The sequence below is a fragment of the Mesorhizobium sp. B2-4-3 genome (assembly GCF_006442815.1).
GTDB lineage: Bacteria > Pseudomonadota > Alphaproteobacteria > Rhizobiales > Rhizobiaceae > Mesorhizobium.
The window spans coordinates 1-13,783 of the sequence record NZ_VFVL01000021.1 but is presented as its reverse complement, the minus strand read 5'-3'; the positions used below and the strand labels follow the sequence as shown (position 1 = coordinate 13,783).

The 13,783-nt window shown below is 64.1% G+C and carries 10 protein-coding genes; 4 read left to right on the top strand and 6 right to left on the bottom strand.

Annotated elements, in window-relative coordinates:
- Positions 1 to 31: 31 nt before the first annotated feature.
- On the bottom strand, positions 32 to 2,287 hold the full coding sequence (gene parC, locus FJ956_RS19390; RefSeq protein ID WP_140681904.1) for a DNA topoisomerase IV subunit A: 2,256 nt from the start codon (positions 2,285 to 2,287) through the stop codon (positions 32 to 34).
- A gap of 414 nt (positions 2,288 to 2,701) precedes the next feature.
- On the opposite strand from parC, the gene FJ956_RS19385 reads away from it, so the two are divergent.
- Positions 2,702 to 3,892, top strand: a complete 1,191-nt coding sequence (locus FJ956_RS19385) for a hypothetical protein (RefSeq protein ID WP_140681902.1) — start codon at positions 2,702 to 2,704, stop codon at positions 3,890 to 3,892.
- Positions 3,893 to 3,989: 97 nt separating this feature from the next.
- On the opposite strand, the gene aspS is transcribed toward FJ956_RS19385, so the two are convergent.
- Both aspS and FJ956_RS19375 read right to left on the bottom strand, forming a co-directional pair.
- Positions 3,990 to 5,786, bottom strand: a complete 1,797-nt coding sequence (gene aspS / locus FJ956_RS19380) for an aspartate--tRNA ligase (RefSeq protein ID WP_140681900.1) — start codon at positions 5,784 to 5,786, stop codon at positions 3,990 to 3,992.
- A gap of 114 nt (positions 5,787 to 5,900) precedes the next feature.
- Positions 5,901 to 6,659: a DeoR/GlpR family DNA-binding transcription regulator gene (locus tag FJ956_RS19375; RefSeq protein ID WP_140681898.1), complete on the bottom strand. Its 759-nt coding sequence runs from the start codon at positions 6,657 to 6,659 to the stop codon at positions 5,901 to 5,903.
- A 118-nt stretch (positions 6,660 to 6,777) separates the two neighbouring features.
- Here FJ956_RS19375 and FJ956_RS19370 point away from each other — a divergent pair, with 118 nt between their 5' ends.
- Together FJ956_RS19370 and rnd are read left to right on the top strand one after the other, a co-directional pair.
- The gene (locus FJ956_RS19370) at positions 6,778 to 7,986 is read left to right on the top strand and encodes an MFS transporter (protein ID WP_140681896.1); all 1,209 of its coding nucleotides are present in this window, start codon (positions 6,778 to 6,780) and stop codon (positions 7,984 to 7,986) included.
- 129 nt (positions 7,987 to 8,115) lie between these two features.
- Positions 8,116 to 9,267 (top strand): ribonuclease D, encoded by a 1,152-nt coding sequence (gene rnd, locus FJ956_RS19365; RefSeq protein WP_140681894.1) that lies wholly within the window; start codon positions 8,116 to 8,118, stop codon positions 9,265 to 9,267.
- 157 nt (positions 9,268 to 9,424) lie between these two features.
- Here the strand turns inward: rnd and FJ956_RS19360 are convergent, their stop codons facing one another.
- The 3 genes from FJ956_RS19360 to guaB are packed head-to-tail and all read right to left on the bottom strand — an operon-like array spanning position 9,425 to position 11,962.
- Entirely contained in the window at positions 9,425 to 9,844 is a 420-nt protein-coding gene (locus tag FJ956_RS19360) for an MAPEG family protein (RefSeq protein WP_140681892.1), read from the bottom strand.
- Positions 9,845 to 9,864: 20 nt separating this feature from the next.
- Entirely contained in the window at positions 9,865 to 10,413 is a 549-nt protein-coding gene (locus FJ956_RS19355) for a hypothetical protein (protein ID WP_246672178.1), read from the bottom strand.
- Between the two features lie 46 nt (positions 10,414 to 10,459).
- Positions 10,460 to 11,962 (bottom strand): IMP dehydrogenase, encoded by a 1,503-nt coding sequence (guaB, locus tag FJ956_RS19350; protein ID WP_140681890.1) that lies wholly within the window; start codon positions 11,960 to 11,962, stop codon positions 10,460 to 10,462.
- Positions 11,963 to 12,261: 299 nt separating this feature from the next.
- On the opposite strand from guaB, the gene FJ956_RS19345 reads away from it, so the two are divergent.
- The gene (locus FJ956_RS19345; RefSeq protein ID WP_140681888.1) at positions 12,262 to 13,683 is read left to right on the top strand and encodes an MFS transporter; all 1,422 of its coding nucleotides are present in this window, start codon (positions 12,262 to 12,264) and stop codon (positions 13,681 to 13,683) included.
- The last annotated feature ends 100 nt before the right edge of the window (positions 13,684 to 13,783 follow it).

Genomic DNA, 13,783 nt, shown 5'->3' with positions numbered 1-13,783 from the left:
TCTCCCACAAGGGGAGAAGGAAAAGGCCGCGCTACCCGAACTTACCTGTCCTGGGGAAACCCTTCGGCACCATGCGGCCGGCGGCGGCTCGGGCTCCGACCCACTCGGCGAGCTCCTCGCGCGACTTGATGAAAGTGCGATCGGCCGAATCCTGCCAGGTGAGCCCCGTCGCCAGGGTGAAGGTCTTCAGGTCCAGAACGCCGCCGTCCTTGTATTTCTGCAGGCGCACACCCTTGCCGCGCGCCATTTCCGGGATTTCGACCAGCGGGAAGACCAGCATCTTGCGGTTCTCGCCGACGATGGCGAGATGGTCGCCCGACACCGGAATGCAGCGCTTGGCCTCGTCCGGCGCCTTGACGTTCATCACCTGCTTGCCCTTGCGGGTGTTGGCGACGACCTCTTCCTCCGAAACGACGAAACCGTTGGCGTCGTAGGAGACGAGCAGCAGCTTGCGTTTGGGATCATGGACAAAGGCGGTGACGATGTCCTGATCGTTCTCCATGTCGACGATGATGCGGATCGGCTCGCCATGGCCGCGCCCGCCCGGCAGACGGTCGGCGCCGATGGTGTAGAACTTGCCGCCGGTGGTGAAGACCAGGATCTTGTCCGTGGTCTGGGCATGGAAGGCGAGCTTCAGGCTGTCGCCTTCCTTGAAGGTGAGCTGCGAATGGTCAGTCAGGTGGCCCTTCATGGCGCGCAGCCAGCCCTTTTCCGACACAACGACGGTGACCGGCTCGCGCTCGATCATGGCGTGCGCGATGTCGGTCAGGTCATGCTCGGGCGCATCGGCGAACTGGGTGCGGCGCTTGCCGAGCTCGGTCTGCGGGCCGAACGTGTCGCGGACCTTGGCGACTTCCCACTTGATCGTCGACCATTGCTTGGCGTCGGAAGCCAGCAGGGCCTCGATCTGCTTCTTCTCGGCGGTGAGACGGTCGAATTCCTTGCGGATCTCGATCTCTTCGAGCTTGCGCAAAGCGCGCAGGCGCATGTTGAGGATCGCTTCGGCCTGGTTGTCGGTGAGCGACCAGCGGGCCATCATCACCTGCTTGGGCTCATCCTCCTCGCGGATGATCCTGATGACCTCGTCGATGTTGAGATAGGCGATCAGGTAGCCGGCGAGGATTTCCAGCCGCTTCTCGATCTCGCCGAGCCGGTATTTCGAGCGGCGGATCAAAACCTCGCGGCGGTGGTCGAGCCACTCCTTCAGCACGCCCTTCAGCGACAGGACGTTCGGCACCTTGCCGCGCGACAGCACGTTCATGTTGAGCGGGAAGCGGCTTTCGAGCTCGGTGAGCTTGAACAGCGATTCCATCAGGATGCCGGGATCGACAGTGCGGCTCTTCGGCACCAGGACGACGCGGATGTCTTCCGCACTCTCGTCGCGGATGTCCTCGAGCAGCGGCAGCTTGCGTGCCATCAAAAGCTCGGCGATCTTCTCGATCAGCCTGGCCTTCTGCACGCCGTAAGGGATTTCGGTGACGACGATGCTCCAGGTGCCCCTGCCCTGGTCTTCCTGCCCCCATTTCGAGCGCACGCGAAAACCGCCGCGGCCCGTTTCATAGGCTTCGAGGATCGAGGCGCGGCTGTCGACGATGATGCCGCCGGTCGGGAAATCCGGACCCTGGACGAAATCCATCAGTTTCGCCACCGGCGCGTCCGGATGCTCGATCAGGTGAAGTGCTGCGTCGCAAAGCTCAGCGGCGTTGTGCGGTGGGATCGAGGTGGCCATGCCGACGGCAATGCCCGACGAGCCGTTGGCAAGCAGGTTCGGGAAGGCGCCCGGCAGGACGGACGGCTCCTCGTCCTCTTCATTGTAGGTCGGCCGGAAATCGACCGCGTCCTCGGTGATGCCGGCAAGCAGCTCGCTCGCCACCTCTGTCATGCGCGCTTCGGTGTAGCGCATGGCGGCGGCGTTATCGCCATCGATGTTGCCGAAATTGCCCTGCCCGTCGACCAGCGGGTATCGCATCGAGAAATCCTGCGCCAGCCGCACCAGGGCGTCGTAGATCGACTGGTCGCCATGCGGATGGAACTTGCCCATCACGTCGCCGACGATGCGGGCGCATTTGGCAAAGCCCTGATCGGGGTTGAGCCGGAGCAGCCGCATGGCGTGCATGATGCGGCGATGGACCGGCTTCAGTCCGTCGCGCACATCCGGCAGCGCCCGGTGCATGATGGTCGACAGCGCGTAAGCGAGATAGCGCCGCTCGAGCGCTTCCTTCAGATCGACCGGTTCGATTTTGTCGCCGCCGCCATTGTCATCAGGCGGCAAAAGCCTTTTTCCCATGGATTTGGACTAGCCGAGCGGGTGATTCGCGGCAAGCGCCGCGTGAACGTCGGCGCATTCGCCGCGGCTATAGACACGCCGCCGGCGGTGTGAAGGATTTCACGGAAGCGGCGCCGCGGCGGCTGCAATTTGCCGCCGATCTGCAACAGGCCGCGGCGGCATCATGACGCCGGCCAACATCAATCCGTTACATGCGGCCTCTATCTGGCATGCAACACGCAGGCGGAAGGGGCCGCGGCCTTCATGACAAATTCACCGCATCGAGCAATGGCTGCCGACCGGCGTTTGCCTTTCATCGCCATTTTCGACAAATGTGCCGGGAAATGCCTTTTTCCCGTCCCGTTCGTCACGGAATGGTGATGGAGCAGATTTCAAAACAATTTCACCATAGCCAATCAGGACAGGGAACTCGCCATGACAATCCAACGCTCAACGCTCAAGAAATTGGCCTTTTCGACCTTTCTGCTGACGCTGCCGCTCAATTCGGCCTTCGCCGCCGATCCGGCGGTGGCCGAGCGTATCAAGGCAACCCTTGCCGCCCAGGGCGTCGAGATTTCCTGGACAGGCGTCTCCGGCGACGATTCGAACGCCGTGCTGCAGGGCGTTTCCATCAAGCCGGCGGCCGAGAAGGAAGCGCTGCCGATCGGCGACGTGAAGCTGGAAGGGGTCAGCGAAGCCAATGGCGGCTATGAGATCGCCACCCTCTCGACCTCGCCTTTCGAGCACAGCAAGGATGGCGTGACGCTCAACCTCAGCCCGGTGGTCATCCACGACATGAAGGTCCCGGCCGAAGGCGGCACCGATCCGCTCGGCTCGCTGATGATGTACAAGTCGGCCGAGCTCTCCAACATGACGGTCAAGGTCGGCGACAAGACGGCGTTCGCGATGGACGGGCTTGCGGTCCAGATCACCCCGCCGGCCGACGGCAAGGCGATGGACTTCACCGCCAATACCGAAAAATTCACCGCCGACCTGTCGCTGGTCGACGATCCGAAGTCGAAGGAAGCCATCGAGGCGCTGGGTTACCAGAACATCTCGGGCAACATTGCGATGGCCGGCACCTGGCAGCCGAGCGACGGCAAGATGGAGCTGTCGAAATATGACGTCTCGGTCGAGAATGCCGGCACGCTCGGCATGACCTTCAACCTCGGCGGCTACACGGTCGACTTCATCAAGTCGATGCAGGCCATGCAGAAGCAGCTCGCCTCGCAGCCGGAAGGTGCCGACAAATCGGCGCAGGGCATGGCTATGCTCGGCCTGATGCAGCAGCTTTCCTTCAACGGCGCCTCGGTGCGCTTCGAGGACGATTCATTGACCGGCAAGGTGCTCGACTATGTCGGCAAACAGCAGGGCATGTCAGGTAAGGACATCGCCAACCAGGCCAAGGCGATCGTGCCGTTCGGCATGGCGCAGCTCAACAATCCCGAGCTGACGGCCGAGGTGTCGGCCGCCGTCAACACCTTCCTCGACGACCCGAAGAGCCTGGAAATCTCGGCCGAGCCGCCGTCGTCGGTGCCGTTCGCGCTGATCATGGCCGGCGCCATGTCCAACCCGCTCGACCTGCCGAAGACGCTTGGCGTCAAGGTCAAGGCGAACCAGGACTGATCGGACAGTCAGTTCCAAAGAAAAGCCCGGCAGCGATGCCGGGCTCTTCTTGTTGAAGGCGATTCTTGTAGCGAAAAGAATATCTTGGCTACGGCTTTTAGCCTTCCTTCTTCGCCACAGCGACGCGCAGCGACAGCTCGCGCAGCTGCTGCGGGGTGGCTTCCGAAGGCGCGTTCATCAGCAGGTCATAGGCCTGCTGATTCATCGGGAACATGGTGATCTCGCGCAGGTTCTTGGCGCCGACCAAAAGCATGACGACGCGGTCGATGCCGAATGCCGCTCCGCCATGCGGCGGCGCGCCATACTGGAAGGCACGGTAGAGGCCGCCAAAGCGATCCTCGACCGTCTGGCGATCCAGACCGACCATCTCGAAGGCCTTGACCATGGTTTCCGGCAGATGGTTGCGGATGCCGCCGGATGCGATCTCGAAGCCGTTGCAGACCGCGTCGTACTGGAAGGCCTTGATGCCGAGCGGCTCCTGGTTGGTCAGGGCGTCAATGCCGCCCTGCGGCATCGAGAACGGATTGTGGGCGAAGTCGATTTTCTTCTCGTCCTCGTTCCATTCGAAGAACGGGAAGTCGACGATCCAGCAGAGCTCGAAGCGGTCGCGGTCGACGAGGTTCAATTCTTCGCCGGCTCGGGTGCGCGCCGCACCGGCAAAGGAGACGAACTTCTTCGGGTCGCCAGCGACGAAGAAGGCGGCGTCTCCGTCGGCAAGGCCGAGCTGGAGGCGGATCGCCTCGGTGCGCTCCTCGCCGATGTTCTTGGCGAGCGGACCGGCGCCTTCGAGTTTTTCGCCTTCCTTGCGCCAGAAGATGTAACCGAGGCCAGGCTGCCCCTCGCCCTGCGCCCAGGAATTCATGCGGTCGCAGAAGGCGCGGCTGCCGCCGGTCTTGGCCGGGATGGCCCATACCTCGGCCTTCGCGTCATTGGCCAGGATGTTGGCGAAGACCTTGAAGCCGGAATCGCGGAAATGATCGGAAACCGCCTGCATCACGATCGGGTTGCGCAGGTCCGGCTTGTCGGTGCCGTATTTGCGCATGGCAACATCATAGGGGATGCGCGGCCATTCCTTGGTGACGGGCTTGCCATTGGCGAAAGCCTCGAAGACGGACGTCATCACCGGCGCCAGGGTGGAGAGCACATCGTCCTGCTCGACGAAGCTCATCTCGAGATCGAGCTGGTAGAATTCGCCCGGAAGGCGGTCGGCGCGCGGATCCTCGTCGCGGAAGCAGGGCGCGATCTGGAAATAGCGGTCGAAGCCGGAGACCATGATCAGCTGCTTATACTGCTGCGGCGCCTGCGGCAGCGCGTAGAAGGTGCCGGGATGGATGCGCGACGGCACCAGGAAGTCGCGCGCGCCTTCCGGCGACGAGGCGGTGAGGATCGGCGTCGAAAACTCGGTGAAACCGACCTCCCCCATGCGCTTGCGCATCTCGGCGATGATCTTGGTGCGCGCGATGATGTTCTTGTGCAATGTCTCGCGGCGCAGATCGAGGAAGCGGTATTTCAGGCGGATGTCTTCAGGGTAATCCGGCTCGCCGAACACCGGCAGCGGCAGCTCCTTGGCCGCCGAAAGCACTTCGATCTCGCGCGCGAAAATCTCGATCTCGCCGGTCGGCAGGTTCGGATTGGCGGTTTCCGGCAGCCGCGCCTTGACCTCGCCGTCGACGCGGATCACCCATTCGCCGCGCAAGGTCTCGGCTACCTTGAAGGCCGGCGAATCCGGATCGGCGACGATCTGGGTCAGGCCGTAATGGTCGCGCAGGTCGATGAAGAGCAGGCCGCCATGGTCGCGCACGCGATGCACCCAGCCCGACAGGCGGACGGAATTGCCGACGTCGCTCTTTCTCAACTGGGCACAGGTGTGGCTGCGGTAACGATGCGTGGTCATGGGTAAAGTCCGGAAATTGCGGGCATCGGCCCGGCTCGAAAATTGGCGCGAAAAGCGCATGAGAGGCCGGCTTTGTCAAGGCAAGCGGTCACACAGGCGCGCTGCCGCGGCCACTCAAGCAAAGTGGACCTGGGCACCCTGGCTTTGGAAAGCGGCGAGCGTGACGGGAGGAGCGGTCTTTTCCACCACGAGATGGCGGATCGCATCCGCCCCCGCCACGCGATAGGGTGCGGCGGTGGCAAGCTTGTCGTTGGTGACGGCAATGACGATACCGGCGCTGTTTTTCGCCATGGCGCGTTTCACCTCCGCTTCGGCCGAATCGAAGGCGGTGACGCCGCGCGCGGCATCCAGCCCGCAGGAGCCCAGAAAGAACAGATCGGCGCCGAGCTGCGCCACGGCGGCGAGCGTATCGGACCCAACGCAGGTGCCGAGATCGGGCACATAGCGGCCGCCGAGCACGATCAGCTCGACCAGGGGAAGGTCCGTGAGCGCCGAGGCGACGCCCAGCGAATTGGTGGCGACGGTCAGTTGGATGTCGCGCGGGAGCGCCCTGGCGATTGCCTCATTGGTCGTGCCGCCGTCGATGAACAGCGACTGCCCCGCGCTCAGCAGCCCAACCGCTGCCCTGGCGAGCCGCGTCTTCTCCTCCACCGCATGACGGCTGCGCTGGCTGAGCGTCGCGGCAGCAAAGGGCGCCGAGGTGACCGCGCCGCCATAGACGCGGCGCAGCTGCCCCGCCTTGGCGAGCTCCCTGAGATCGCGGCGCACCGTGTCTTCCGACACGCCGAAACGGCTGGCGAGCTCTCCCGCCAGCACCTTTCCGTCCGCCGCAAGCCGGTCGCGAATGAGTTGGTGGCGTTCTTCGGTGAGCATGCACGATCCTATTTGTTTATACACGTTATTGCATGTTTTGCCTGTTTATGCAAGAAACGGAGTCGCCGGCGGACCCGAGAGGTCGCCCGCGCAAAATCTCCATGTTGGATTGCCCGTGATGACCCTTGGCCTGAAACTCGCTCCGCAGCACCGCGTCTATGCCGGCTTCGCGATCTATTCCTTCGCCATGGGCAACATCTTCCCGCGCCTGCCCGACATCAAGCATGCCATGCAGATCGAGGACGGCACGCTGGGACTCGCCCTGATCGGCACGCCGATCGGCACGCTGATCGCGCTGACGCTGGCGACGCCGATCCTGGAGCGCGTCGGCTTTCGCCGCGCGCTGCTGTGGCTGGTGCCGCTGCTGGCGCTTGCCTATTCCGCCGCGGTGCACGCGCCGGGCCCGGCTGCGTTGTTCCTGATGCTGCTTCCGGTCGGACTGATGATCGGCAGCATCGAGATCATCTTGAATGTCGAGGCCGACAGGACGGAGTTCCTGCTCCAACGCCGCATCATGAACAGGGCGCATTCCTTCTGGAGCATCGGCTTCTTCGGCGCCGGCCTGTTCGGCGGCGCGCTGGCGCATCTCGGCTTGTCGCCGCAACTGCATCTGGCGCTGGTGGTGCCGATGGTGGCGGTTGCGATGGCGCTGTTCCTCCGCGGCTTCCAACCGGCGCCCGCCCGCTTCGCCACGTCTGGCGACAAAGCGCCGATGTTCGCCCGGCCGACTCTGCCGATCCTCATCCTCGTCGCGGTGACGCTTTCGGCCATGCTGATGGAAGGCGCCAGCATGGACTGGTCGGCAATCTATATGCGCACCGTGTTCGACTCAGGGCCCTTCGTTGCCGGGATCACCGTGGCGCTGTTCGCCTTCTCGCAGGCGGCGACACGCTTCTTCGCCGACAGCTTCGTCGACCGCCACTCGCCGAGCGGCGTGGCGCGCGTGTTGTTGGCAACGATGGCTGCCGGCGTGTTGATCGTCTTCTTCTCGCCCCTGCCCTTCGTCTCGATGCTGGGCTTCGCTCTCATGGGCATCGGCTGCAGCGCGATCTTTCCGCTGGCGATTTCGGCGGCCGCCCAGATGACGGGCCGCTCCGCCGCGATCAACGTTGCCGCATTGTCGCAGATCTCCTTCGTCGCCTTCCTGCTCGGCCCGCCGCTGCTCGGCTTCGTCTCGGACCACTGGGGCATCCGCTCGGCCTATGGCATCGGCATACCGTTCATCGTGCTCAGCCTGGCCACAGCCGGCGCGCTTGGCCGGCGGCCATCAGCCAAAGTCGCGGATATCGCAAGGCAAAGATTGGAGGCGCAAGCCGGCGAGGCCTGAACCGCCCCGCCGGGCCATCGCATATCGCCATCGAGCGAAACTAGCGGTGCGTGACGACGTCGTGGCGCTTGACGAAAGCGCGCGCGGCTGAAATTGAAAGAGGCCTAATATTGTGCCAAAAGCGATTTGATGCAGGTCATCACCACACAAGAAGAACTCGAGAGCGTTGTCGCGGCGTTCGAAAAGTCGGAATTCGTTACCGTCGATACCGAATTCATCCGCGAGACGACCTTCTGGCCGATCCTTTGCCTGATCCAGATCGCCGCGCCTGGGATTGAGGCGCTTATCGATCCGTTGTCGCCCGGCATCGACCTGAAACCGTTTTTCCGGCTCATGGCCAACGAAGCGGTGCTGAAGGTCTTCCACGCGGCGCGCCAGGACATCGAAATCATCGTCCACCTAGGCGATCTGGTGCCGCATCCGGTGTTCGACACCCAGGTGGCGGCGATGGTCTGCGGCTTCGGCGACAGCGTTTCCTACGACCAGCTCGTCCAGAAGGTCACCGGAGCCCGGCTGGACAAGTCCTCGCGCTTCACCGACTGGCGGCACCGGCCGCTCTCCGACAAGCAGCTCGAATACGCGCTCGCCGACGTCACCCATCTGATCGAGGTCTACCAGCATCTCAGCGCCGAGCTGAAGCGCGAGGACCGTGCCCATTGGCTGAACGAGGAGATGGATGTCCTGACCTCGCGCGAGACCTACGATCCGCATCCCGAGGATGCCTGGAAGCGGCTGAAGATGCGGTTGCGCAAGCCGCAGGAGCTGGCGATCGTGCAGGCGGTGGCCGCCTGGCGCGAGCGCGAGGCGCGCGAGCGCGACGTGCCGCGCGGGCGCGTGCTCAAGGACGACGCGATCTACGAGATCGCGCAGCAGGCGCCGCGCGACGCGGCGGGGCTCGGCAAGCTGCGCACCACGCCGAAGGGCTGGGAGCGCTCCGCGACGGCAACCGCGCTGCTTGGCGCGGTCAACACCGCCCTTGCCCTGCCCAAGGATGCGATGCCGAAACTGCCGAAAAGCGTCCAGCCGCCGGAAGGATCGAGCGCGGCGTCGGAGCTTCTCAAGGTGTTGCTCAGGATCGTCGCGGAGAAGGAAGGCGTCGCCACCAAGGTGCTTGCCTCCAGCGACGATATCGACCGCATCGCCGCCGAGGGCGACGAAGCCGACGTGGCGGCGCTGCAGGGCTGGCGGCGCGCCGTTTTCGGCGAGCAGGCGCTGAGGCTGGTGCGCGGCGAGATCGGCATCAAGTTCGACAAGCGCAGGATCGCGGTGTTCGACCTGTAGCGCCTCTTCCTTCTCCCCTTGTGGGAGAAGGTGGATCGGCGCGCAGCGCCGAGACGGATGAGGGGTGTTCCAGCGGAGTGAGAGGCTGGTGTTCCCTGGAACACCCCTCATCCGTCGCCTTCGGCGACACCTTCTCCCACAAGGGGAGAAGGGGGAGTCACACCGCCCCCAGCAAGTGCAGCGCGAACCATATCCAGGCAACGAAAAGTATGCCGGCGCCAAGGAAGAAGGCGCGGCTGCGGTGCAGCACATAGTTTCTGTCGAGATGCACCCAGGCGTGCACATAGCGCGTGATTATGAAGAGCCACATCAATGCCAGCGTCAGATAGTTCACGCCGTTGGTGACGAACAGCGCCAAGCAAAGCACGTGGAAGAGAACCGGCAGCTCGAACTGGTTGATCAGGTTGTTGGCGACTGTGACGCTCGAGGCCGGCTCGGTGGAGCGGACCTTGTACTGGCCGATCTTCGCTTTGCCGGACTTCACGGCGAGATAGCGCCGCTTGAACATCACCAGATAGACGATGTAGACTAGGAGCACATGCGCCAGCATCGGCCAGAAGATGGCGGTCTGGTGCATATGTGCGCCCTCTCCTCCCGTCAGCGCCGCCGCTGCCCGGCCAGCGCGAAGAATGCGACGACAAAAAATGGAATGGCCAGCAGCGCGAATTTGGTGACGGTCAGCGAAGAGGCGAAGGCCAGCGAATCGGGGTTGGCCAGCTGGAAATCGGAGAGCAGCCGCGCCAGGGCAAAATTCTGAGCATAGTCGGCGACCGTATAGGGCAGCACCAGCACGAGCGCGAACAGAGCTTGCAGCTGCGCCGGCATGGCGCGGAAGGTGCCGAGCCGCCTACCGAAGGCAAGGATGAGGCTGACCAGCGTCAGCGACAGCAGCGCCGGGAACAAAAGGTCGAAGGTCAAATAGTGCCAGACGATGATGATCTCGCCGCCGCGACGGCCGAGCGCGGTGAGCCACGCCATGCCTTCGTCGGGCGTGAAGCCGGCGACACGCATGTCGAGCGCGGCCAAGCCACCGCTCAAGCGCTGGAAATAGAGAAACTCCAGCGCCGTCATGACGAGGAAAAGCGCGATCGAGGCAATAGAGAGCGCCGCCGCGTGCCGCGACAGCCGCAGAACCGCCACGCTCAAGCCACGCCACAGTCCCCGCTGGCGGTCGGACCGATCGGCCTCCCGATCAAAGTCCGCCCGGGTAATTGGGGCTTTCGCGGGTGATCGTGACGTCATGGGCGTGGCTTTCACGAAGTCCGGCATTGGATATGCGCACAAAAGTGGCGCGCTCGCGGAAATCTGCAAGGTCACGTCCACCCACATAACCCATAGCGGCTTTCAGGCCGCCTGCAAGCTGGTGCAGCACGCCAGCCACAGGTCCTTTGTAGGGAACCTGCCCTTCAATGCCCTCCGGAACCAGTTTGAGGGTGTCGCGGACCTCGGCCTGGAAGTACCGATCGGCCGAGCCGCGCGCCATGGCGCCGACCGAACCCATGCCGCGATACGCCTTGAAGGAGCGGCCCTGATGCAGATAGACCTCGCCCGGGCTCTCGTCGGTGCCGGCAAGCAGCGAGCCGATCATGGCTGCGCTTGCGCCCGCGGCGAGCGCCTTGGCCAGATCGCCCGAATATTTGATGCCGCCATCGGCGATCACGCTCACGCCGGCCTTGCTGGCCGTCTCGACCGCCGACATGATCGCCGAAAGCTGCGGCACGCCGACACCGGCGACGATTCGGGTGGTGCAGATCGAGCCCGGGCCGATGCCGACCTTGACGGCGTCGGCGCCGGCATCGATCAGCGCCCGCGTGCCATCGGCGGTTGCGACATTGCCGGCAAGGATGCGCACGGAGTTGGACAGCTTCTTCGCCCGGGTAACGGCATCCAGCACACGCTGCGAATGGCCGTGTGCGGTATCGATGACGAGCAAGTCGACACCGGCGTCGATCAGGCGCTCGGCGCGCTCGAAGCCGTCGTCGCCGACGCTGGTGGCGGCTGCGGCGCGCAGGCGTCCCTGCGCGTCCTTGGTGGCATGCGGGTTGAGCTGCGACTTCTCGATGTCCTTGACGGTGATCAGGCCGACGCAATTGCCCTTCCTGTCGACCACCACCAGCTTCTCGATACGGTGCTTGTGGAGCAGGCGCTTGGCCTCGTCCTGGTCGACATTCTCCTTGACCGTGATCAGGTTCTCACGGGTCATCAGCTCGTAGACCTTCTGCGCCGGATCGGAGGCGAAGCGCACGTCGCGGTTGGTGAGGATACCAACGAGCCGGCCGACCGTGTGGCCGCCGGTGCCGCCATTCTCGACCACTGGAATGCCCGAAATCGAATAGGTGCGCATCAGCGCCAACGCGTCGGCGAGCGTTGCGTCGGGGCCGATGGTGACGGGGTTCACCACCATGCCGGACTCGAATTTCTTCACCTGCCTGACCTGCTCGGCCTGCTCGGACGGCGAGAAATTGCGGTGGATGACGCCGATGCCGCCGGCCTGTGCCATGGCGATGGCCAGCCGCGCCTCGGTGACGGTGTCCATGGCCGCCGACAGGATCGGCACGTTGAGATCGATGTCGCCGGCAATGCGGGTGCGGATGTCGGTCTCGCCCGGCATGACTTCGGAGTGGCCGGGCTGCAAGAGCACGTCGTCGAAGGTCAGCGCCAGCGCGCCGGTGGACGTTTCGATGATTTTTGCCATGGCCAGTCCTTTTGAATGCGGAAAAGGCGCTGGGCCGATTGGCCAGCGCCGACTCTCATCTTCCCTTTCAGGATTGGCGCTGGCTGGTAACACGTCCTGTCGCGGTTGAAAAGCGGGTCGTTGCGCGACGCCCGGTACAACGACATTCCGCCGAAAAATTGCCCTACCAGTGGTTGCGGTCGCGCAAAAGTGACAGCAATTTAATGCGACATCCGGGCCGAGGCATGATAACCGCCCGGTCGCACCGGTTCGCCCCCAAGCCGGGCCTAGAATCGCGAAGACAAATCAGGGCGCTTCCCTTGAACCGCATCATCCCGCTTATCCTGGCGGTCGCACTTTTCATGGAGAACATGGATTCGACCGTGATCGCGACGTCGCTGCCGGCGATCGCCGTCGACATCCACACCAGCCCGATCGCGCTGAAGCTGGCGCTGACGGCTTATCTGGTGTCGCTGGCGATCTTCATTCCGATCAGCGGCTGGATGGCGGACCGGTTCGGCGCCAAGACCGTCTTTCGCGCCGCGATCGGCGTCTTCATCGCCGGCTCGGTCGCCTGCGCGTTTTCCAATTCGCTGCCGGCTTTCGTGGTGTCGCGCTTCCTGCAAGGCATGGGCGGCGCGATGATGACGCCGGTCGGGCGCCTGGTGCTGGTGCGTGCCACGCCGAAGAACGAGCTGGTCGCGGCAATGTCCTGGCTGACCGTGCCGGCGCTGGTCGGTCCGCTGGTCGGCCCACCGATCGGCGGTTTCATCACCACCTATTTTACCTGGCACTGGATCTTTCTGATCAACGTGCCGATCGGCCTGATCGGCATGTGGCTCGCCACGCGCTATCTGCCGGAGACGGAGGCCGCCCAGACGCCGCCGCTCGATTTCCCAGGCTTCGTGCTCTCGGGGCTTGCCGCTTCCGGCGTCGTGTTCGGCCTTTCCGTCATCAGCCTGCCGGCGCTGCCGCCGATGGCGGGCTTCATCACCGTCGTCGTCGGCGTGGTCTCGGGCGTGCTCTATCTCCTCCATGCCCGGCGCGCCAGGAACCCGCTGCTCGCGCTGGAGCTGTTCCGCAACCAAGTGTTCCGATCCTCCGTGCTCGGCGGCTCGCTGTTTCGCATCGGCATCGGCGCGGTGCCGTTCCTGTTGCCGCTGATGTTCCAGATCGGCTTCGGGCTCACGCCCTTCCAGTCGGGCATGATCACTTTCGTCTCGGCGATCGGCGCCATCGGCATGAAGTTCGTCACGGCACTGCTTTTCCGCCTCGCCGGCTTCCGTCGGGTGCTGATCTGGGGCTCGCTTGTCGCGGCCGCTTCGATCGCCATCTACGGCCTGTTCACGCCGCAGACACCTTATGCGCTGATGCTGGCGATCCTCCTGGTCGGCGGCTTCATCCGCTCGATGTTCTTCACCGGCGTCAACGCGCTCTCCTACGCCGAAGTCTCGACCACCGACACCAGCAAGGCGACGCCGATCGTTGCTGTCTTTCAGCAACTGTCGATCGCGCTCGGCGTAGCGCTCGCCGGCGGCATCCTGGAAGTGTCGACCTCGATCCATGGCGGACCGCTTACGCTCAGCGACTTCCACATCGCCTTCTTCATCGTGGCGGCCGTTTCAGCGGCGGCATCGATCACCTTCATGCGGCTGGCGCCGGACGCCGGCAACGCCGTCTCGGGCCATGGCCGGCTGACCACGCCGAAGACGCTGGAAACGGTGGGGACCGCAGGGAAGTAGTCGTGGCGCGCCCTGCCGTAACATCGTCATTCTAGGGCGGAGCGACGCGAAGCGGAGCGCAGACCCTCTTATGACCGTGGTCAAGAGTGATGGATGAACT

Bases quoted from the DNA above. Each gene is read 5' to 3' on its own strand.
- FJ956_RS19360 (WP_140681892.1), bottom strand. From the start codon at position 9,844: ATGCACCAGACCGCCATCTTCTGGCCGATGCTGGCGCATGTGCTCCTA.
- parC (WP_140681904.1), bottom strand. From the start codon at position 2,287: ATGGGAAAAAGGCTTTTGCCGCCTGATGACAATGGCGGCGGCGACAAA.
- aspS (WP_140681900.1), bottom strand. From the start codon at position 5,786: ATGACCACGCATCGTTACCGCAGCCACACCTGTGCCCAGTTGAGAAAG.
- FJ956_RS19370 (WP_140681896.1), top strand. From the start codon at position 6,778: ATGACCCTTGGCCTGAAACTCGCTCCGCAGCACCGCGTCTATGCCGGC.
- rnd (WP_140681894.1), top strand. From the start codon at position 8,116: ATGCAGGTCATCACCACACAAGAAGAACTCGAGAGCGTTGTCGCGGCG.
- FJ956_RS19385 (WP_140681902.1), top strand. From the start codon at position 2,702: ATGACAATCCAACGCTCAACGCTCAAGAAATTGGCCTTTTCGACCTTT.
- FJ956_RS19375 (WP_140681898.1), bottom strand. From the start codon at position 6,659: ATGCTCACCGAAGAACGCCACCAACTCATTCGCGACCGGCTTGCGGCG.
- guaB (WP_140681890.1), bottom strand. From the start codon at position 11,962: ATGGCAAAAATCATCGAAACGTCCACCGGCGCGCTGGCGCTGACCTTC.